This is a genomic window from Pseudomonas cremoricolorata (assembly GCF_000759535.1).
Lineage (GTDB): Bacteria > Pseudomonadota > Gammaproteobacteria > Pseudomonadales > Pseudomonadaceae > Aquipseudomonas > Aquipseudomonas cremoricolorata_A.
Map to the genome: position 1 here is coordinate 4,512,673 of NZ_CP009455.1, position 20,455 is coordinate 4,533,127.

At 63.7% G+C, this 20,455-nt stretch carries 16 protein-coding genes; 2 read left to right on the forward strand and 14 right to left on the reverse strand.

Features of this window, described 5'->3' with window-relative positions; all coding sequences use genetic code 11:
- Positions 1 to 13: 13 nt before the first annotated feature.
- The 14 genes from purF to leuC form a co-directional block, all read right to left on the reverse strand.
- The gene (gene purF / locus LK03_RS20340) at positions 14 to 1,519 is read right to left on the reverse strand and encodes an amidophosphoribosyltransferase (protein WP_038414334.1); all 1,506 of its coding nucleotides are present in this window, start codon (positions 1,517 to 1,519) and stop codon (positions 14 to 16) included.
- A gap of 42 nt (positions 1,520 to 1,561) precedes the next feature.
- Positions 1,562 to 2,116, reverse strand: a complete 555-nt coding sequence (locus LK03_RS20345) for a CvpA family protein (RefSeq protein ID WP_038414335.1) — start codon at positions 2,114 to 2,116, stop codon at positions 1,562 to 1,564.
- Positions 2,117 to 2,227: 111 nt separating this feature from the next.
- The gene (locus LK03_RS20350; RefSeq protein ID WP_038414336.1) at positions 2,228 to 2,905 is read right to left on the reverse strand and encodes an SPOR domain-containing protein; all 678 of its coding nucleotides are present in this window, start codon (positions 2,903 to 2,905) and stop codon (positions 2,228 to 2,230) included.
- Positions 2,889 to 4,196: a bifunctional tetrahydrofolate synthase/dihydrofolate synthase gene (gene folC / locus LK03_RS20355; protein WP_038414337.1), complete on the reverse strand. Its 1,308-nt coding sequence runs from the start codon at positions 4,194 to 4,196 to the stop codon at positions 2,889 to 2,891. Before folC ends, LK03_RS20350 begins: the two co-directional genes overlap by 17 nt.
- The gene (gene accD, locus LK03_RS20360; protein WP_038414338.1) at positions 4,196 to 5,089 is read right to left on the reverse strand and encodes an acetyl-CoA carboxylase, carboxyltransferase subunit beta; all 894 of its coding nucleotides are present in this window, start codon (positions 5,087 to 5,089) and stop codon (positions 4,196 to 4,198) included. The genes folC and accD overlap by 1 nt, the downstream gene beginning before the upstream one ends.
- A 240-nt stretch (positions 5,090 to 5,329) precedes the next feature.
- Positions 5,330 to 5,950 carry a phosphoribosylanthranilate isomerase gene (locus tag LK03_RS20365; protein ID WP_038414339.1) on the reverse strand — a complete coding sequence of 207 codons (621 nt, stop codon included), beginning with the start codon at positions 5,948 to 5,950 and terminating at the stop codon, positions 5,330 to 5,332.
- Between the two features lie 59 nt (positions 5,951 to 6,009).
- On the reverse strand, positions 6,010 to 6,864 hold the full coding sequence (gene truA, locus LK03_RS20370) for a tRNA pseudouridine(38-40) synthase TruA (protein ID WP_038414340.1): 855 nt from the start codon (positions 6,862 to 6,864) through the stop codon (positions 6,010 to 6,012).
- A 127-nt stretch (positions 6,865 to 6,991) separates the two neighbouring features.
- Complete coding sequence (locus LK03_RS20375) at positions 6,992 to 9,571, reverse strand: FimV/HubP family polar landmark protein (RefSeq protein ID WP_038414341.1); 2,580 nt, start codon at positions 9,569 to 9,571, stop codon at positions 6,992 to 6,994.
- 69 nt (positions 9,572 to 9,640) lie between these two features.
- The gene (locus LK03_RS20380; RefSeq protein WP_038414342.1) at positions 9,641 to 10,645 is read right to left on the reverse strand and encodes an aspartate-semialdehyde dehydrogenase; all 1,005 of its coding nucleotides are present in this window, start codon (positions 10,643 to 10,645) and stop codon (positions 9,641 to 9,643) included.
- A gap of 151 nt (positions 10,646 to 10,796) precedes the next feature.
- On the reverse strand, positions 10,797 to 11,909 hold the full coding sequence (gene asd / locus LK03_RS20385; RefSeq protein ID WP_038414343.1) for an aspartate-semialdehyde dehydrogenase: 1,113 nt from the start codon (positions 11,907 to 11,909) through the stop codon (positions 10,797 to 10,799).
- Positions 11,910 to 11,975: 66 nt separating this feature from the next.
- Positions 11,976 to 13,058: a 3-isopropylmalate dehydrogenase gene (gene leuB, locus LK03_RS20390; RefSeq protein ID WP_038414344.1), complete on the reverse strand. Its 1,083-nt coding sequence runs from the start codon at positions 13,056 to 13,058 to the stop codon at positions 11,976 to 11,978.
- A 54-nt stretch (positions 13,059 to 13,112) separates the two neighbouring features.
- Positions 13,113 to 13,877 (reverse strand): class I SAM-dependent methyltransferase, encoded by a 765-nt coding sequence (locus tag LK03_RS20395; protein WP_038414345.1) that lies wholly within the window; start codon positions 13,875 to 13,877, stop codon positions 13,113 to 13,115.
- 96 nt (positions 13,878 to 13,973) lie between these two features.
- Positions 13,974 to 14,618 (reverse strand): 3-isopropylmalate dehydratase small subunit, encoded by a 645-nt coding sequence (gene leuD / locus LK03_RS20400; RefSeq protein ID WP_038414346.1) that lies wholly within the window; start codon positions 14,616 to 14,618, stop codon positions 13,974 to 13,976.
- Positions 14,615 to 16,048 (reverse strand): 3-isopropylmalate dehydratase large subunit, encoded by a 1,434-nt coding sequence (gene leuC, locus LK03_RS20405; RefSeq protein WP_038414347.1) that lies wholly within the window; start codon positions 16,046 to 16,048, stop codon positions 14,615 to 14,617. The genes leuD and leuC overlap by 4 nt, the downstream gene beginning before the upstream one ends.
- A gap of 131 nt (positions 16,049 to 16,179) precedes the next feature.
- Between leuC and LK03_RS20410 the strand changes: the two genes are divergently transcribed.
- Together LK03_RS20410 and LK03_RS20415 are read left to right on the forward strand one after the other, a co-directional pair.
- Positions 16,180 to 17,058 (forward strand): LysR family transcriptional regulator, encoded by an 879-nt coding sequence (locus LK03_RS20410; RefSeq protein ID WP_038414348.1) that lies wholly within the window; start codon positions 16,180 to 16,182, stop codon positions 17,056 to 17,058.
- 57 nt (positions 17,059 to 17,115) lie between these two features.
- Entirely contained in the window at positions 17,116 to 20,418 is a 3,303-nt protein-coding gene (locus LK03_RS20415; RefSeq protein ID WP_038414349.1) for a bifunctional diguanylate cyclase/phosphodiesterase, read from the forward strand.
- Positions 20,419 to 20,455: the final 37 nt, after the last annotated feature.

Below are 20,455 nucleotides of genomic sequence, written 5' to 3' on the forward strand. Positions count from 1 at the left end.
CATCGCTCCCAAATCAGTTGTTGTAGAGATCGATGATCGCGCTGACGGCCTGGTTCTTGACCTTGGCCAGGTCATTGCGAGACTGCTCGATACGCTCCAGGTAAGCCTCGTCGATGTCGCCAGTGACGTACTCCCCATCGAACACTGCGCAGTCGAACTGCTCGATCTTGATCTTGCCACCACCGACGGCTTCGATCAGGTCGGGCAGGTCCTGGTAGACCAGCCAGTCGGCACCAATCAACTCGGCCACCTGGTCGGTGGTACGGTTGTGCGCGATCAGTTCATGGACACTCGGCATGTCGATGCCGTAGACGTTGGGGTAGCGCACGGCGGGGGCCGCCGAGCAGAAATAGACATTCTTGGCACCGGCTTCACGGGCCATCTGGATGATCTGCTTGCAGGTGGTGCCGCGGACGATGGAGTCGTCCACCAGCATCACGTTCTTGCCGCGAAACTCCAGCTCGATAGCGTTGAGCTTCTGGCGCACCGACTTCTTGCGTGCAGCCTGCCCCGGCATGATGAAGGTGCGGCCGATGTAACGGTTCTTGACGAAGCCTTCGCGGAACTTGACGCCCAGGTGGTTGGCCAGCTCCAGCGCTGCGGTGCGGCTGGTGTCCGGAATCGGGATGACCACATCGATGTCGTGTTCAGGGCGCTCGCGGCGAATCTTGTCGGCCAGCTTCTCGCCCATGCGCAGGCGCGCCTTGTACACCGAGACGCCGTCCATGATCGAGTCGGGACGGGCCAGGTAGACGTGCTCGAAGATACACGGCTTGAGTTTTGCGCTGGTCGCGCACTGATGGGTGTAGAGCTGGCCTTCTTCGGTGATGTACACCGCCTCGCCGGGGGCCAGGTCGCGAATCAGGGTGAAGCCGAGCACGTCGAGGGCGACGCTTTCGGAGGCGATCATGTACTCGACGCCGTCGTCGGTATGACGCTGACCGAACACCACTGGACGAATGCCGTTCGGGTCGCGGAAGCCAACGATGCCGTAACCGGTGATCATCGCCACCACCGCATAGCCACCGACGCAGCGGCTGTGCACGTGGGAAACCGCGGCGAAGACGTCTTCTTCGGTAGGCTGCAGCTTGCCGCGCACGGCCAGTTCGTGGGCGAACACGTTGAGCAGCACCTCGGAGTCGGAGCTGGTGTTGACGTGGCGCAGGTCGGACTCGTAGATCTCCTTGGCCAGCTGCTCGACGTTGGTCAGGTTGCCGTTGTGCGCGAGGGTGATGCCGTACGGCGAGTTGACGTAGAACGGTTGCGCCTCGGCCGAGGTCGAACTGCCCGCCGTCGGGTAGCGTACGTGGCCGATGCCCATATGGCCGACCAGGCGCTGCATGTGGCGCTGCTGGAAGACATCGCGCACCAGGCCATTATCCTTGCGCAGGAACAACCGGCCGTCATGGCTGGTCACGATACCGGCAGCATCCTGGCCGCGGTGCTGGAGGACCGTTAGCGCGTCATACAGCGCCTGATTGACGTTCGACTTACCGACAATACCGGTGATGCCACACATGCGACGCAACCCCTACTTTGATAAAACTTGACTGAAACGCGCTCAGGGCTTGAGAGGCCCGAGCATCTGTTCCTTGAATGGAAGGTCAGCTGACGCGCCGACCCCACTGGACATCCACTGACCGGTGAACCCCAGGATCAGGTTCTTCGACCAGTCCGCGATCAGCAGAAACCGCGGGATCAGGCGCGATTCCTGCCACCAGGGGTCTTGCTGCACCGGACCCAGGCTGAGCAGCCCCACGGCCACGACCACCAGTAATGCCCCGCGCGCGGCGCCGAACGCCATGCCGAGGAATCGATCGGTACCGGACAACCCGGTGACACGGATCAGCTCGCCGATCAGGAAATTGAGCATCGCCCCCACCAGCAAGGTGGCGACGAAAAGAATGGTACACCCCGCGATGACCCGCGCCGAGGGCGTCTGGATATAACCGTCCAGGTACTGAGCCAGCGAACCGCCGAACATCCAGGCCACGGCACCGGCCACGATCCAGATGAGCAACGACAGGGCTTCCTTGACGAAGCCGCGTTTGAGACTGATCAGTGAGGAAACGGCGATGATCGCGATGATCGCCCAGTCAACCCAGGAAAATGCCACATTGCTGCCTGCTGAGGTTCGAGGCGGCGGATTTTACCAGAGCGATGGGCTGGGAGTAAGCGGAAAGTCAGGTGTCCGCCACGCAGCACGGACACCTGAGCAGGGTGAACTTCAGCCCCGCTCCGGCTGGAATCGCACCACAAAGCCCTTGAGCTGGTGCTGGCGATTGATGACATCACGCAGACGGTCGGCCTCGGCGCGTTCGATCACCGGCCCCACGTAGACCCGATTGAGCCCGTCGGCACTGCGGATATAGGCGTTGTAGCCCTTGCTGCGCAGGGTGTTCTGCAACTTGTCGGCACCGGCCCGGCTGGACAGACTGGCCAGCTGGATCGACCAGCTCACCGGCAGGCCGTTGCCGTCGACCTTGGAAGTGGCGGCAGTTTTGCTGGCAGGCGCCTGCGCGGCGGGAGTCGCTTGCTGTGCCGGCTGAGCTTGCGGCTGAGGCTGCGCTTGTGCCTGCGGCTGCTCAGGCTTGGGAGCCTGTTTCTGCACCTGTGGCGAAGGCGTGATCGGCTGACTCGGCGTAGTGACAGGCGCCGTGGATTCATTGACCACCACGGGAGCCTGCACCGGCTCATCAGGCAATGCCTGTGGCTCGGGGACCGCAACCGGCTCTACCTGAACGTCCGGCTGCGCTGCAGCGTGTGGCGCGGCTGGCGCCTCCACCCGCACTTCGCGCAGTTCGTCCTGACGGGTGAACAACATGGGCAGGAAGATGACCGCCAGCGCCACCAGCACCAGCGCCCCGACCATCCGCTGCTTGACCCCTTTATCCAACAATGCCATCTGCCCCACCCTCCGGAACCTGACGCTCGAGCCATTCAAGCGCCTCGGCAACGCAGAAGAACGATCCGAACAACAGGATCTGATCTCCGGCATCGGCCAACGTGCACTGCCCTTCCAAGGCAGCATCGACGCTGGGGTAAGACTTCACCGCAGCGCCAAGGTTCGTCAGGGTTTCGACAAGATCCGCAGCCGGACGACTGCGCGGGGTTTGCAGCGGCGCAACGGCCCACGTATCGACCAGCCCAGCCAGGGGCGCGACCACGCCTTCGAGGTCTTTGTCCGACAGCAGGCCGAACACCGCCAGGCGTCTGCCGGCGCGACCACGCTGAGCCAACCTGACCGCCAGATAGTGCGCAGCGTGGGGGTTGTGACCGACATCGAGCAGCAACTCGACCTGCTTGCCACACCAGCCAAGGGTACGTCGGTCGAGACGTCCGACCATGCGCGTGTCGAGCAACGCCTGCTGCACCCGAGCCGGCTGCCATGGCAGATCCATCAGCAGGAAGGCCTGCAGCGCCAGAGCGGCGTTCTCCATCGGCAGATCGAGCAACGGCAAGTCGCGCAGCTCCACTGGACGGCCATCGACGCCGGTGCCTCGCCAGTGCCAGTGCCGATCGGTCACGGCCAGATCGAAATCCCGGCCACGCAGCGACAACGGGCAGCCCAGCTCGGCGGCTTTTTCCAGCAGCGGCAACGGCGGATCGAGATCGCCGCACAGCGCAGGTTTGCCCGCACGGAAAATCCCGGCTTTTTCGAAGGCCACCGACTCGCGGGTATCACCCAGGTACTCGATGTGGTCGACACCGATGCTGGTGACCAATGCCAGATCAGCATCGACCAGATTGACCGCATCGAGCCGCCCTCCCAACCCCACCTCCAGAACCAGCGCATCCAGCGACGCACGGCTGAACAGCCAGAAGGCGGCCAGGGTGCCCATTTCGAAATAGGTCAGGGAAATCTCGCCGCGAGCAGCCTCCAGCGCCGCGAAGGCTTCGCACAGTTGCTCATCGCTGACTTCTACGCCATCGACCCGCACGCGCTCGTTGTAGCGCAGCAGATGCGGCGAGCTGTACACCCCGACACGCAGCCCCTGGCTCTGCAGCAGCGAAGCGACCAAGGCGCAGGTCGAGCCTTTGCCGTTGGTGCCAGTCACCGTCACCACCCGTGGCGCCAGCGTACCCAGGTCGAGGCGTGCCAGCACCTGCTGACAACGCTCCAGCCCCATATCGATGGCGGCGGGGTGCAACTGTTCGAGGTAGGCGAGCCATTGGCCGAGAGTCTGCGGTTTCATCACGCGACAGCAGCCACTTCCTGCGCCTCTGCCGGAGTTTCCTGGCCGGTCATTTGCGCCAGCAGGCGCGCCAGGCGCGGACGCAGTTCCTGACGCGAAATGATCAGGTCGATGGCGCCATGCTCGAGCAGGAACTCGGAGCGCTGGAAACCTTCAGGCAGTTTTTCACGCACGGTCTGCTCGATGACGCGGGGACCTGCAAAGCCGATCAGTGCCTTGGGTTCGCCAACGATGACGTCACCGAGCATGGCCAGGGAGGCCGACACGCCGCCGTATACAGGATCGGTCAGCACGGAAATGAACGGAATACCCTCCTCGCGCAGGCGCGCCAGGGCGGCCGAGGTCTTGGCCATCTGCATCAGCGAGATCAGCGCTTCCTGCATGCGCGCACCGCCGGAGGCCGAGAAGCAGATCATCGGGCAACGGTTTTCCAGGGCGTAATTGGCAGCGCGGACGAAACGTTCACCCACCACGGCACCCATCGAGCCGCCCATGAAGGAAAACTCGAAGGCGCTGACGACCACCGGCAGGCCCATAAGGGTGCCGCTCATGGAAATCAGGGCATCGTGCTCACCGGTCTGCTTCTGCGCGCCAACCAGGCGATCCTTGTACTTCTTGCCATCGCGGAACTTGAGACGGTCGACCGGCTCGAGCTCGGCGCCCAGTTCGGCACGGCCTTCATCATCGAGGAAAATATCGATGCGGGCGCGGGCGCCGATACGCATGTGGTGATTGCACTTGGGGCAGACGTCGAGGGTCTTTTCCAGCTCAGGGCGGTACAGCACGGCCTCACAAGCCGGGCATTTGTGCCACAGCCCTTCAGGCACCGAGCTCTTCTTCACCTCGGAACGCATGATCGATGGGATCAGTTTGTCTACCAACCAGTTGCTCATGCTCTTTTTCTCCAGTATTGGCCGGTCGGGATCAGGCCTTGCCTGCTCGCCCCCGGCTTTGAGCTCACAATTCTTCGTTTCGAGCCGCTACGAATGCCGCAGCGACCTCTGTAATCAATGGCATCACCGATGCCGTGCGCCCTGTCAGGTTGCCGATGCAGCACCGCTCAGTGACCAGCGACGCCTCTGGCGCCGCGAAAACTATGGACGATAGCCCGGCCCCAGCCGTCACATCGCGGCTCAGGCCTGTTTCACCGCGCGCATGAATGCCTGGATCTTCTCGGCATCCTTGATGCCCTTGCTGCCTTCGACACCACCGCTGACATCGACCGCATAGGGCCGCACCTGTGCGATGGCAGCGCCGACATTGTCGGCAGCCAGGCCACCGGCGAGGATGATCGGCTTGCTCAGCGTGGCCGGAACCAGCGACCAGTCGAAGGCCTGGCCAGTACCACCGGGCACGCCGGCGACGTAGGTATCGAGCAGGATACCCGAGGCCGCGCAATATCGCTGGCAGGCCGCTTCCAGGTCATCGCCCGGACGCACCCGCAGCGCCTTGATCCAGGGTCGGCCGTGGCCTTCGCACTGCGCGGCGGTTTCATCGCCATGGAACTGCAGCAGATCGAGGGGCACGGCATCGAGGATCTCGCCGAGCTCACAGCGCGAGGCGTTGACGAACAGGCCGACGGTAGTGACGAACGGTGGCAGCGCGGCAATGATTGCACGGGCCTGATGGATGTCGACGGCGCGCGGGCTCTTGGCATAGAACACCAGGCCAATCGCATCGGCGCCCGCCTCGGCAGCGGCCAAGGCGTCTTCGATTCGGGTGATTCCGCAGATTTTGCTGCGAACGTGGGTCATGCGCGGCGAACCTTGCTGGCGAATGAAGGGCGGGATGGTAGCAAATGCTGCCAGCAGCGTCAGTCGATCAATGTTTCGTAGCCTGTCAGAAAGTGTGGGCCTAGGTATCGCTCGGGCAGCGAATACGTTTCCGGGTACTCCACGCGGACCAGATACAATCCGTAAGGATGCGCCGTCACCCCGCCCTGGCGGCGATCACGCCCCTCGAGCACTTCGCGGGCCCACTGCACAGGGCGCTCGCCGGCGCCAATGGTCATCAGCACACCGGCGATGTTGCGCACCATGTGATGCAGAAACGCCGTCGCTCGCACATCCAGCACGATCATGCGCCCGTGACGGGTCACGCGCAGATGATGAATGTGCTTGATAGGCGATTTAGCCTGACACTGACTGGCGCGAAACGCACTGAAATCATGGGTGCCGAGCAGGTACTGGGCGGCTTCGCCCATGCGCTGGACATCCAGCGGCCGATGGTTCCAGGTCACTTCCTCGGCCAGGTGCGCCGGGCGAATCGGGTCGTTGTAGATCACGTAGCGATAGCGCCGGGCAACCGCCTTGAACCGCGCATGGAAATGCGCAGGCATCTGCTGCGCCCAGCTCACGCTGATGTCATGGGGCAGGTTGTAATTGGTGCCCATTGTCCAGGCACGCTGATCGCGCAGCGCACGGGTGTCGAAATGCACCACCTGCCCGCAGCCATGTACGCCGGCGTCGGTGCGCCCGGCACAAACGACCGTGATTGGCTCGTCGGCGACGATCGACAGGGCTTGCTCGAGCGCTTGCTGCACGCTGGGCACGCCACTGGCCTGGCGCTGCCAGCCACGATAACGCGCGCCTTTGTATTCGACGCCCAGGGCGATGCGGGTGAAGCCGTCGGCGGCGGATTCGGCGGGATCATTGGCGGTGGTAGTCAAAACGGGCGGACCTGCGGATCGGACAAAGGCGCGATTATATCAAGGCCGCCCTGCAGGGAAATCCCTGCCGTTCGATTGGACACCTGCCGCCAGCGTCTGCGGCAGGAGTAGCAGCCTTGCGCACGACTCAGACCAGGCGCCCAAGCAGCTCTTTAGCCTCCTGACGCTGGGCCTGGTCGCCGTCCTTGACCACTTCGTCGAGAATATCGCGCGCGCCCTGGTGATCCCCCATGTCGACATAGGCACGGGCCAGATCGAGCTTGGTGGTCACCTCGTCGGTGCCGGAGAAGAAGTCGAAGTCCAGATCATCGACCGGATCAGGCTCGGCCGGCGCGCCCGCTGGCGACGTGTCCAGCGCAGGCGTAGCCAAGCTCTGCGACAGCTTGTCGAGCTCGGAGTTGACGTCGTCGAGCTCCGAGGCGAACTGGCGGGCGGCGGGTGAGTCGTCGTCTAGCGACAGGGAAAGATCGAAGTCGTCGGCCAACGGCGGCTCGTTCGCGGCCACCTCGGCAGCAGGTTGCGCAGTCGAAGTGTCGGGTACGTCCAGATCAAACTCGGCGAAATCGTCGACCGCAGCGGCCTCTTCCCTGGCCGACGCCGCAGGAGCCGGCGGTTCGAGGGCCTCGAGCTGCGCCTGGGCGAGCAAGGTTTCGAAGTCGTCATCGGCAGGCTGATCGAGATCGATCGCATCGCGCTCGGTCAGTGCCGGGCCGAACCCGGACGGCGCTTCGATGGCCGCCTCAGGTGCGGCGCTGGCCAGCCCGTCGTCGAGGCTCAGGTCGAACGCATCATCGCCGCCAGCACTGCCAAGCGCAGGCTCGTTGGAGGGCGCGGCGATCGGCTCGGCGACAGGCGCCGGGGCGGGCTGCACCTTGTCTTGCATCAGGCCCTGGACGTATTGCTCATCCATTTCCGCAGCCAAGGCTGCGGCACCCAGACCAGTGGCGAGCGCCAGCATGGCAGGATAACGGGCCTTGAGCACCGCGACCGCCTCTTGATTCTGCGGGGTGTCAGCGAGCAGCCGTTCCTGCTCGGCGAAAGCGTCCTGGTCACCCTGACGGGCATACACTTCCATCAACTTCAGGCGCGCGTCAGCGCGCTGCGGATGGGCGGCCACCAGCGGTTCGAGGCCTTGGGCTGCCTGATTGAGGCGGCCTGCGTCAATCGACTGCTGGGCCTGTACCAGTGCCGTGTCCACCGGATCGGCGGCCGCCACCGAGGCGTTGTGCGCGGCGATGGACGCCGCGGCCGAGGCAGCCGCCGCCGACGCGGCCACTACCGCGGGCGACAGCGTCACCGGCGGGGTGAGCAGTGTGTCGTCACTGTCCAGTGGCATGTCGAAGTCCGGGTCGCGCGGCCCCTCCTCTTCCAGCTCACGCGCCATGCGCATGTGCCGTTCAGCCTCTTGCTCGGCTTTGCGTTTGCGCAACAGCAGCAATATCAGCAGCAGCAATACCAAAAACAACGAACCGGCGATCAAGCCAAGCAGCACGGGGTTGCCCAGCAGGCTGTCGAGCGTGCCTTGGGCTGGGGTGGTGGCGTCCTGGGTTTGCTCTGGCTGATCGGCGCCTGGCTCGGTATCGACCACCGCCGGTGCCGGCTCGACCACCGGGGCGATTGGCGCCGGATCGGCGACCGCGGGCGGCGCAGTAGCTACTGCCGGCGCTGGTTCAGTCACGTCAGCTGGCGCTGCCGAGGCGGGCGTATCGCCCTGGGCCTGCAGGCGCGCGAGTTGGTCGTTCTTCAGGGCGATCAGCTTTTCCAGTTTGTCCAGCTGGCTTTGCAGATCGCCCATGCGGCTTTTGAGTTCTTCATTATCGCGGCGCGTGGTATCCAGGCTCTCCTGGGCCACCGCCAACTGATCACTGACACCGTTGCCACTGGCCGCGTCCGCTTGGGTCTGCGGCGCCACCAGGCGCAGGTTATCGCCCTGGGCAATGCGTTCGGGCGCAGCCTGGGCCTCGCCGCGGCGCGTGGCATCGAGCTGCCGGGCGCGCGGACCGAGGCGACGGCCCTCGCGCCAGGCGGCGTACTGCTCAGCGACCTCAGCGACCGCCTCGCCCTGGGGAATGCTCTGCACCTGGGCTTGATCTGGCAGACGCAACACCTGTCCGGCCTTGAGCAGGTTGATGTTGTTGCCAATGAACGCATCGGGATTGAGTGCCTGGATCGCCAGCATGGTTTGCTGGATGGAACCACCGTTGCTGTTGCGCGCGGCGATCTGCCACAACGTATCGCGGCGCTTGGTGGTGTAGTTGCCCGCGCTCTGCGCAGGGGCAACGGTATTGCCGGCGCTGGCCTGCTGCGCCTCAGGGCGATCCAGACGCAGGCTGTAGTCACGCAACAGACGCCCTTGCGGCCACATCACCTGCACCAGCACACGCACCAGCGGCGCCGAGACGGGACGACTGGAGGTCACCCGCAACAGGCTACGACCGTTAGGAATGATGACCGGGGTGAAGGTCAGGTCTTGCAGGTAGGCCGGATACGCAGCGCCGGCCTTGCTGAACTCCTCAGCCGGCGCCAGGCTCGGCGCCACTTGCTCGGCAGTCAGGTCGCGCACATCGAGCAGTTCGATCTCGGCATCCAGCGGCTGGTTCTGCGCGGAGTTGACAGTCAGTTCGCCCAGCACCAGGGCGTTGGCCATGCCAGACGACAACACCGACGCTATCGCGATGGCGAGTACTCGTTTGCGAATTCGAAGCATGACCCCTTCCTTGTAAGAATCGTCCTGAAAACCCTTCGATTTCAGGACAAAAGTGCCGCTCAGTATCTTTTACACCATGTCTTTAATCAACAATTGCGCGACCTGCACGGCGTTGAGCGCCGCACCTTTGCGCACATTGTCGGTGGTCATCCACAGGTTGAGCTGCTCAGGCTCATCGATACCGAGGCGTACACGTCCAACATAGACCACGTCCTGCCCCACTGCGTCGCCTACTGGCGTCGGATAATCATCCGCTTCCACCCGCTCGATGCTGGGAGCGCTATCCAGCGCGCCTTGCACCACCGCCAGATCGACTGGCCGGCGAGTCTGAACGCTGACACTGTAGCTATCGCCGAAAAACACCGGGACTTGAATGCAGGTGACCGCGATCTTCACGTCGGGCAGGCCGAGCAGCACCCGCAGCTCGCTGACCAGGCGCCGCTCCAGCACACTGTGCCCCTGCGCATCCTCCTCGCCGACCCGCGCCAGCAGGTTGAAGGCCATCTGCCGGTCGAAGAAGCGCGGCTCCAGCGGACGCGCATTGAGCAGCTCGGCAGTCTGGCGGGCCAACTCATTGACCGCTTCACGGCCCTGTGCCGAAACTGCCAGGCACGCGGTGACATGAATTCGTTCGATCTCCAGGTGCTGACGCAGCGGCGCGAGGGTCACCGCCAGGGCCACCGCCGCTGCACTTGGGCTGCACACCCAGGCTGGCTGGGCCAGGCCATGCAAAGCCTGGGCGTTCGCCTCCGGCACCAGCGCCAGCGCGTCGGGCAAGGCACCGGACAGATCGATCACCGCGCAGCCAGCCTGCCGCGCCTTGTCCGCAAAGCTGCGACTGACCGCGGCACCCGCAGCGAAGAAGGCCAGGCGGACCTGACCGAAATCGAAGCTGTCGACCTCGCGCACACGGACCTTCCTGCCCGCGAACATCACACTGCTGCCCGCCGACTCCATGCTTGCCAGCAGGTGCAGCGTGGCCACCGGGAACGCCAGCTCTTCGAGGATTTGCACCAGGGTTTCACCGACACTGCCGGTGGCGCCGACGACGGCAACGTTGAAGGACGGATTCATGGGGAGCTCTGCCTCAGGTGGAACGGGAGCGGCACTGTACGCCCATTGCGAGGGCGAGGCCAACGCAGCGCCCTGCCGTGATAATGAAAAAACCCGTTCTGGCAGGGCTCAGAACGGGTTTTCAGGTGTTGCTGCGCCAGAGCCTTGTCGATCAGCGCTCGAGCAGGATACGCAGCATGCGCCGCAGCGGCTCGGCAGCGCCCCACAGCAGCTGGTCGCCAACGGTGAAGGCGCCCAGGTAGTGCGAGCCCATGTTCAGCTTGCGCAGACGGCCGACCGGAACGTTCAGGGTGCCGGTGACCTGGGTCGGCGACAGTTCCTGCATGCTCAGCTCGCGCTGGTTGGGTACCAGTTTCACCCAGGGGTTGTGCTGGCTGATCATGCCTTCGATGTCGGCCAGCGGCACGTCCTTGTTCAGCTTGATGGTCAGCGCCTGACTGTGGCAGCGCATGGCACCGATGCGAACGCAGATGCCATCGACCGGGATCGGGCTTTTGAAGCGACCGAGGATCTTGTTGGTCTCGGCCTGGGCCTTCCATTCCTCACGGCTCTGGCCGTTCGGCAATTCCTTGTCGATCCACGGGATCAGGCTGCCGGCCAATGGAACACCGAAGTTCTCGGTCGGATAGGCCTCGCTGCGCATGGCCTCGGCAACCTTGCGGTCGATGTCGAGAATCGCGCTGGCGGGGTTGGCCAGATCGTCGGCGACCGCCGCATGGGTGGCGCCCATCTGGCGGATCAGTTCACGCATGTTCTGCGCACCGGCGCCCGAGGCCGCTTGGTAAGTCATGGCGGTCATCCATTCGACCAGGCCAGCCTCGAACAACCCGCCCAGGCCCATCAGCATCAGGCTGACGGTGCAGTTGCCGCCGATGTAGTTCTTGGTACCGGCGTCGAGCTGCTGATCGATCACCCGGCGGTTGACCGGGTCGAGCACGATCACTGCGTCGTCTTTCATGCGCAGCGACGAGGCGGCATCGATCCAGTAGCCCTGCCAGCCGGCTTCGCGCAGCTTGGGGAAGACTTCGTTGGTGTAGTCGCCGCCCTGGCACGTCAGGATGACGTCAAGGGTCTTGAGCTCATCAATGCTGTAGGCATCTTTCAGCGGCGCGGTTTCCTTGCCGATTTGCGGACCCTGGCCACCCACGTTGGACGTGGTGAAGAACACGGGCTCGATCAGGTCGAAGTCCTGTTCTTCCAGCATCCGCTGCATGAGCACGGAACCGACCATTCCACGCCAACCGATCAGACCTACACGTTTCATCGCAACTACACCTTTGCTAAAAGTGGGCCGCCACCGACTGGGAAAAGGGTGGCGGGGGCAGAGAGATTACAGATTCCGCAGGGCCGCGACTACTGCGTCGCCCATTTCCTGGGTACCGACCTTGCGGCTGCCTTCGGAGAAGATGTCGCCGGTACGCAGACCCTGGTCGAGCACGCTGCTCACGGCCTGTTCGATGGCATCGGCAGCGGCGCTCTGGTTGAAGCTGTAACGCAGCATCATCGACACCGAGAGAATGGTCGCCAGCGGGTTGGCGATGCCCTGCCCGGCGATATCTGGCGCCGAACCATGGCACGGCTCGTACATGCCCTTGTTGTCGGCATCCAGCGATGCCGACGGCAGCATGCCGATGGAGCCGGTGAGCATCGAGGCCTCGTCGGACAGGATGTCGCCGAACATGTTGTCGGTGACCATCACGTCGAATTGCTTGGGCGCACGCACCAGTTGCATGGCAGCGTTGTCGACGTACATATGGCTGAGTTCCACCTCCGGGTAGTCCTTGGCCACGTCTTCGACCACTTCGCGCCACAACTGACTGGAGGCCAGCACGTTGGCCTTGTCTACCGAGCAGAGCTTCTTGCCACGCACCTTGGCCATGTCGAAGCCGACACGGGCGATGCGGCGGATTTCGCTTTCGCTGTACGGCAGGGTGTCGTACGCCTGACGCTCGCCGCCCTCCAGCTCGCGCTGCCCGCGTGGAGCGCCGAAGTAGATGCCGCCGGTGAGCTCACGGACGATGAGGATATCCAGGCCGGAAACGATTTCGGGTTTGAGCGAGGAAGCGGCGGCCAGTTGCGGATAGAGGATCGCCGGACGCAGGTTGGCGAACAGACCCAGTTGCGCACGAATCTTCAGCAAGCCGCGCTCAGGGCGAATGTCGCGCTCGATCTTGTCCCATTTCGGCCCACCTACTGCGCCCAGCAGCACGGCGTCGGCCTTGCGCGCACGCTCCAGGGTTTCATCGGCCAGTGGTACGCCGTGCTTGTCGATGGCAGCGCCGCCGATCACGTCGTGCTCCAGGGTGAAGTTGAGCTGGAACTTGTCGTTAGCCACTTCCAGCACCTTGACTGCCTCGGCCATGATTTCCGGACCGATGCCATCACCTGGGAGAATCAGAATCTGCTTGCTCATGCTTTCCTCTATACAGTCGAACGGTGCCCCTGCGTTGGGCGCACCGGGTCATTCTCATCGTTCGGCGAACAGCACCAGCACATCGGTACTGAACGAGCCGTCTTCGGCGATCTGGTAATACTGCCGCACTTCTTCGCCCATTGCCTGCTGCACCTGCCGCACCGCAACGCGAAGCGGCTCGGGGGTACGCATGCGCTCGACCCAGCTAGCGAACTCAAGACGCAGGCGCTGGCGGCTATGACAGCGCACATGCAGGCCGGCGTCGCTGACCTGACGCAGCCATTCGGCGGCGCTGTAGTCGCGTACATGGCTGGTATCGCGCAGCAGCTCGACGCTTTGCAGGTAAGTGTCGAGCAATGGCGTGCCCGGCGACATGACATCGACGAACGCCGCCACACCGCCCGGCTTGAGCACCCGGCGCACCTCGCGCAGGGCCAGGCCCAGGTCGCTCCAGTGATGGGCCGAGTAGCGGCTGAAGACGAAATCGAAGGCGCCGTCGTCGAACGGCAGCCGCTCGGCGCCGCCGCGCTCGGTAACGATATTGTTCAGCCCCCGTTCACGGGCAGCACTGGCCACCACATCGAGCATCGATTGCGACAGGTCGTAAGCCACAACCTGACCCACCAGAGGCGCCACCTGGAAGCTCACATGACCCGCCCCGCAGCCCAGATCCAGCAGCCGCGCATCGCCGCGCCCGGCCAGTTCGGCCTGGAGCAGGGCGAATTCACTGCCCTGGGCGTGGACGGCACTGCTCAAGTAGGCATTGGCCTGCTCGCCGAACTGGCGCTGAACGACATCGCTGTGGGTGCTGTGGGTCATCGGTGGTTCCTATAGATGCTCGATACATTTCCTGCCCCACGGACCTGCCCGCCCTTGTTTCAAGCGGGTCGATCCGCGTAGCGCTCACGCTTTCACTCAGGCATCACGGAACAGCCAGGGCTGGCTGGCGCGATGACGGTCCTCGAAGGACTTGATCGAGTCGCTGTCCTGCAGGGTCAGGCCGATGTCGTCCAGGCCGTTGAGCAGGCAATGCTTGCGGAAGGCATCGATCTCGAAATGCAGCACCTTGCCATCCGGGCGGGTCACCGCTTGCGCCTGCAAGTCGACGACCAACTGATAACCTGGGTTGGCTTCGACCTGCTGGAACAGCTCATCGACTTCTTCATCGCTGAGAATGATCGGCAGCAGGCCGTTCTTGAAGCTGTTGTTGTAGAAGATGTCGGCAAAGCTCGGTGCGATAACGCTGCGAAAACCATATTCGTCCAGTGCCCACGGCGCGTGCTCACGGCTCGAACCGCAGCCGAAGTTCTCCCGCGCCAGCAACACGCTGGCGCCCTGGTAACGCTCGTGGTTGAGCACGAATTCGGTGTTCAACGGGCGCTTGCTGTTGTCCTGGTAAGGCTGGCCGACATCGAGGTAACGCCACTCGTCGAACAGGTTGGGGCCAAAGCCGGTGCGCTTGATCGACTTGAGAAACTGCTTGGGAATGATCTGGTCGGTGTCGACGTTGGCACGGTCAAGCGGCGCGACCAGGCCAGTGTGCTGGGTAAAGGCTTTCATGCTGCGCTCCCTTGGATCAACTCGCGGACATCGATGAAGTGGCCGGTCACGGCAGCGGCGGCGGCCATCGCCGGGCTGACCAGATGAGTACGCCCGCCAGCGCCCTGGCGACCTTCAAAGTTACGGTTGGAGGTGGAAGCGCAATGCTCGCCACTTTCCAGGCGGTCCGGGTTCATCGCCAGGCACATCGAGCAGCCCGGTTCACGCCACTCGAAGCCGGCTTCGAGGAAAATCTTGTCCAACCCCTCGCGTTCGGCCTGGGCCTTGACCAGACCCGACCCTGGCACCACCAGCGCCTGCTTGACGTTGGCGGCGACCTTGCGGCCCTTGGCGATCTGCGCAGCTGCGCGCAGGTCTTCGATGCGCGAATTGGTGCACGAGCCGATGAACACGCGGTCGAGCTTGATGTCGGTGATCGCCTGGTTGGCGGTCAGGCCCATGTAGCGCAAGGCCCGCTCGATGGAACCACGCTTGACCAGATCAGGCTCGGCGGCAGGATCAGGCACGCGCTGATCGACGGCCAGGACCATTTCCGGCGAAGTGCCCCAGCTGACCTGTGGCTTGATCTGCGCGGCGTCCAGCTCGACCACGGTGTCGAACACGGCATCTTGATCCGATACCAACTGCTTCCAGGCCTGCACGGCCTGTGGCCACTGTTCGCCCTTGGGCGCGTAGGGGCGGCCCTCGACGTAGGCGACGGTGATGTCGTCCACCGCCACCAGACCGACACGGGCGCCGGCTTCGATGGACATGTTGCAGATGGTCATGCGCCCTTCCATCGACAGCTCGCGAATCGCGCTGCCAGCGAATTCCATGGCGTGGCCATTGCCCCCTGCGGTGCCGATCTGGCCGATGACCGCGAGCACGATGTCCTTGGCGGTAACGCCGGCGGGCAACTGACCCTCGACGCGCACCAACATGTTTTTCATCTTTTTCGCCACCAGGCACTGGGTGGCCAGCACGTGCTCGACTTCGGAGGTGCCGATGCCATGGGCCAACGCCCCGAAGGCGCCGTGGGTCGAGGTGTGCGAATCGCCGCAGACCACGGTCATGCCCGGCAGGGTCGCGCCTTGCTCGGGGCTGATGACATGCACGATACCCTGGCGCTGGTCGTTCATCTTGAATTCGACGATGCCGTATTCATCGCAGTTCTCGTCGAGGGTCTGCACCTGCAGGCGCGACACCTGGTCAGCGATGGCTTCGATCCCGCCCTTGCGCTCGGGCGTGGTCGGCACGTTGTGGTCGGGCGTGGCGATGTTGGCGTCGATGCGCCACGGCTGGCGACGGGCCAGACGCAGCCCTTCGAACGCCTGCGGCGAAGTCACTTCATGGATGATGTGACGGTCGATGTAGATCAGCGACGAACCATCGTCACGGCGCTTGACCTCATGAGCATCCCAGAGTTTGTCGTACAGCGTTTTGCCAGCCATCGGACGGTTCCTCATCAGCGTCTTTCTATGCCAAAGACCACTTGGCTTGTATGGGCGAATGCTATGGGGTTAGATTCAATAACTCAAATTCATATTTTTCATGCTTTGCATAACCATCAGGAATTCGAGCCGTGGACCTCGCCAATCTCACTGCCTTCATCGCCATTGCCGAGAGCGGCAGCTTTTCCGGGGCTGGCGAACGCCTGCACCTGACCCAGCCGGCCATCAGCAAACGTATCGCCGGACTCGAACAGCAGTTGGACGTGCGCCTGTTCGATCGCCTGGGCCGCGAAGTGACACTCACCGAAGCCGGTCGCGCGCTGCTGCCGCGGGCCTATCAGATCCTCAACGTGCTCGATGATACCCGCCGCGCGCTCACCAATTTGAACGGTGAGGTCAGTGGTCGGCTGACCCTCGCCACCAGCCACCATATCGGCCTGCACCGCCTGCCCCCATTGCTGCGCACGTTCACGCGTCAGTATCCCAAGGTTGCCCTGGATATTCAGTTCATGGATTCGGAAGCGGCCTACGACGAGATTCTCCATGGCCGCGCGGAGATCGCCGTCATCACGCTCGCGCCAGAACCTCAGCACCTGATCGAAGCGGTGCCGGTGTGGGACGACGCCCTGGATTTCGTCGCCGCCCCCGAGCATCCGCTGGCCCGTACCGGCGGCGTGACCCTGGCCGAAGTGGCTGGCCATCCAGCGGTGTTTCCAGGGGGCAATACCTTCACTCATCACATCGTCCAGCGCCTGTTCGAAAGCCAGGGCCTGACGCCCAACATCGCCATGAGCACCAATTACCTGGAGACCATCAAGATGATGGTTTCCATTGGGCTTGCCTGGAGCGTACTGCCGCGCACGATGCTCGATGAGCAGGTCGCGCCCATCGCCCTGTCGGGCATTCAGTTGTCACGCCAGCTAGGCTACATTCTGCACACCGAGCGAACCCTGTCGAATGCCGCCAAGGCCTTCATGGCGCTGCTGAACAGCCACGCCAGCACGGTCTGACCGCTGCTCGCGCTGCCTTCGGCGCAAGGACGCTTCATCTGCCAAAGGTCTGTTCCGATGTCCACGCCCACTCATCGCTTCCCGCGCCTGCCGCGCATCCCTGCGGTCGATCCCAAGGAGTCGGAGCGTGCCTGGCAGAATGCGCCGCAGCTGCTGGCTGCACTCAATGGCGCGCGCCTGGGCGCCTGGCTTTGGGACATCGACAGTGGTCAGGTGAGCTGGTCACGCGGCACCCAGGCATTGTTCGGTTTCGATCCGCAGCGCCCACTGCCCAATGACGTCGACTATCTTGACCTGCTGCCCGAAGAAGATCGCCAGCGTACGCGCCAGGCGTTTCAGGCGGTGGTCAATGGCGAGCCAGTGCAGCAGGCCATGCGCCATCGCATTCGCTGGCCCGATGGCAGCCTGCACTGGCTGGAAATCAACGGTAGCCTGACCCGGCATGAGGATGGTCGCCGGCAGATGATCGGTGTCGTGCGCGAAGTCACGCGCCAGCGCGAGCGCGAAGCGGCGCTGATCTACTCCGAAAAGCGCTTCGCCACCCTCTTCCACCTCAGCCCCAACATCATTCTGCTGACCCGCCGTCACGACGGCATGATCTTCGAGGTCAACCAGCACTTTGCCGACACCCTGGGCTGGCCGGTGGCCGATGTCATCGGCAAGAGCACCCTGGAGCTGGGTCTGTGGGTCATTCCCGAGCAGCGCCAGCAGGTGCTCGACGCCACACGCAACAACGGTAGCCCGCTGACCATGGAGGCACGGTTCCGTGCCAGCGACGGCAAGGTGCACGATGGCATCCTGTCGACCCAGAGCATCGACCTGGAAGGCATTACCTATCTGATCAGCACCTTCGTCGACACCACCGAGCGCAAGCGCGCCGAGCAAGCGTTGAAGGACAGTCAGGAACGCCTCGACCTCGCCCTCGACTCGGCGCAACTGGGCACCTGGGACTGGCACATTCCCAGCGGCATGCTCTATGGCTCGGCCCGAGCCGCGCAATTGCACGGCCTTGCCCCTGAACCCTTCCACGAATCGTTCGAGGCCTTCTTCGAAGGCGTGCCCAGGCAGGACCGCGAAGTCATGCGCCAGGCTTACCGCAGCCTGCGCCAAGGCCCGGCGGGGAACTACCAGATCACCTACCGGGTGCAGCTGGACAACGGCGGGTCGCGCTACATCGAGAGCCGTGCCCGGTTGTACCGCGACGAACACGGCAACCCATTGCGCATGGCCGGCACGCTGTTGGATATCACCGATCAGGTCGAGCGTGAGCAACGCCTGAGCGCGTCGGAGGAAAAGTTCGCCAGCCTGTTTCAGGTCAGTCCCGACCCGATCTGCGTCATGCGTCAGGACACCGGCCAGTTCATCGAGATCAACGCCGCCTTCACCCAGACCTTCGGCTGGCCGGTGGACCAGGTCATCGGCCGAACCGCCGAACAGATCGGCCTGTGGGGCGAATCGGTGAGCCGGGCCGGACACATCGAGCGGGTGCTGCGCGACCAGGGCCTGAACAACGTGGCCGTGGTCGTCAATCACCGTGGCGGCGCGCCGCTGACCTGCGTAGTCTCCAGCCGCTTGATTCGCGTCGACAACCAGCCATGCAGCGTCACCACCTTGCGCGACATCACCCACCAGCAGCGTGCCGAGGCGGCGCTCAAGGCCAGCGAGGAGAAATTCGCCAAGGCGTTTCACTCAAGCCCCGATGCCATCACCATCACCGAGTGCGAAAGCGGGCGCTATGTCGAAGTCAACGACGGCTTCTGCCGCCTCACCGGTTACAGCGCAAGCGAGGTGGTCGGGCGCACCGCCAATGAACTGGGCATCTGGGCCGAACCCACTCAACGCCTTTCGCTGATCGACGAAATCCGCGAGCGTGGCCGGGTCCATCACCGTGAAATGCTCGGGCGCAACAAGCGCGGCGACCTGCTGACGGTGGAAGTTTCGGTGGAACCGATCAACCTCAATGACACCGATTGCCTACTGGTCACCGCACGGGACGTCAGCCTGCTGCGTGATGCCCAGGCGCAGATTCGCCACCTGGCTTACCACGACCCTCTGACCAACCTGCCCAATCGCGCCTTGCTGATGGACCGCCTGAGCCGGCAGATAGGCCTGATCAGGCAGCAGAACCTGCGCGGTGCGCTGCTGTTCCTCGACCTCGATCACTTTAAGCACATCAACGATTCGCTGGGCCATCCGGTAGGTGACACAGTGCTCAAGATCGTCACCGCGCGGCTTGAAGCCAGTGTGCGCCTGGAAGATACCGTGGCGCGCCTGGGCGGCGACGAATTCGTGGTGCTGCTCGGCGGCCTGGAAGGCAGCCGCGAGGCCGTGGAGGCCCAGGTCGGCGAGGTGGCCGATACCTTGCGCGAGCTGCTGGCACAACCCATGTCGCTCGATGGTCAGCGCCTGCAAGTGACCCCGAGTATCGGTATGGCGCTGATTCCCGACCATGGCGCGACCCCGGCAGACCTGCTCAAACGCGCCGACATCGCGCTGTATCGCGCCAAGGATTCGGGACGCAACGTTACCCAGATGTTTCACAGCAGCATGCAGACGGCCGCCAGCGAGCGCTTGCGGATGGAGAACGACCTGCGCATGGCGCTCGCCCGCGGGGAGCTGGAGCTGCACTTTCAACCCCAGGTCGATGCCCGCGACAGCCGCATCATCGGCGCCGAAGTGCTATTGCGCTGGCATCACCCGCAACTGGGCCAGCAACCGCCTGCGCAGTTCATCCAGGTGCTTGAGGAAAGCGGGCTGATCATCGAGGTCGGTAGCTGGATTCTCGACGACGCCTGCAGCAGTTGCGCGCAATTGCTGGTCGACGGCCTGGTCGAGCCGGACAGCTTCAGCTTGTGCGTGAACATCAGTCCACGCCAGTTTCGCCAGAACGATTTCGTCGAACGGGTACTGCGTAGCGTCGACGAGCACGGTCTAGCGCGGCAGATGCTCACGCTGGAGATCACCGAAGGCATGGTGATCCAGAACCTGGAAGACACCATCGCCAAGATGCGCGAGCTCAAAGACCATGGGGTCAGCTTCGCCATGGATGATTTCGGTACCGGCTATAGCTCGCTGACTTACCTCAAGCGCCTGCCGGTGGATGCACTGAAGATCGACCAGACGTTCGTGCGCGATGCACTCGAAGACACCAACGATGCCGAGATCGTCCGCGCCATCGTCGCCATGGCGCGCAGCCTGAAGTTGGCGGTGATTGCCGAGGGCGTCGAGTTGCAGGAGCAACTGAGCTTCCTCGAACAGTTGGGCTGTCATGACTACCAAGGCTACCTGTACAGCCGCCCCCTGCCCCTGGATGCCTTTCGGCAATTGTTGAGCGCGCAAAAGGCCAATCCGCGGCCATGAAAAAGGGCACCCGCAGGTGCCCTCTTCTTACCCCATT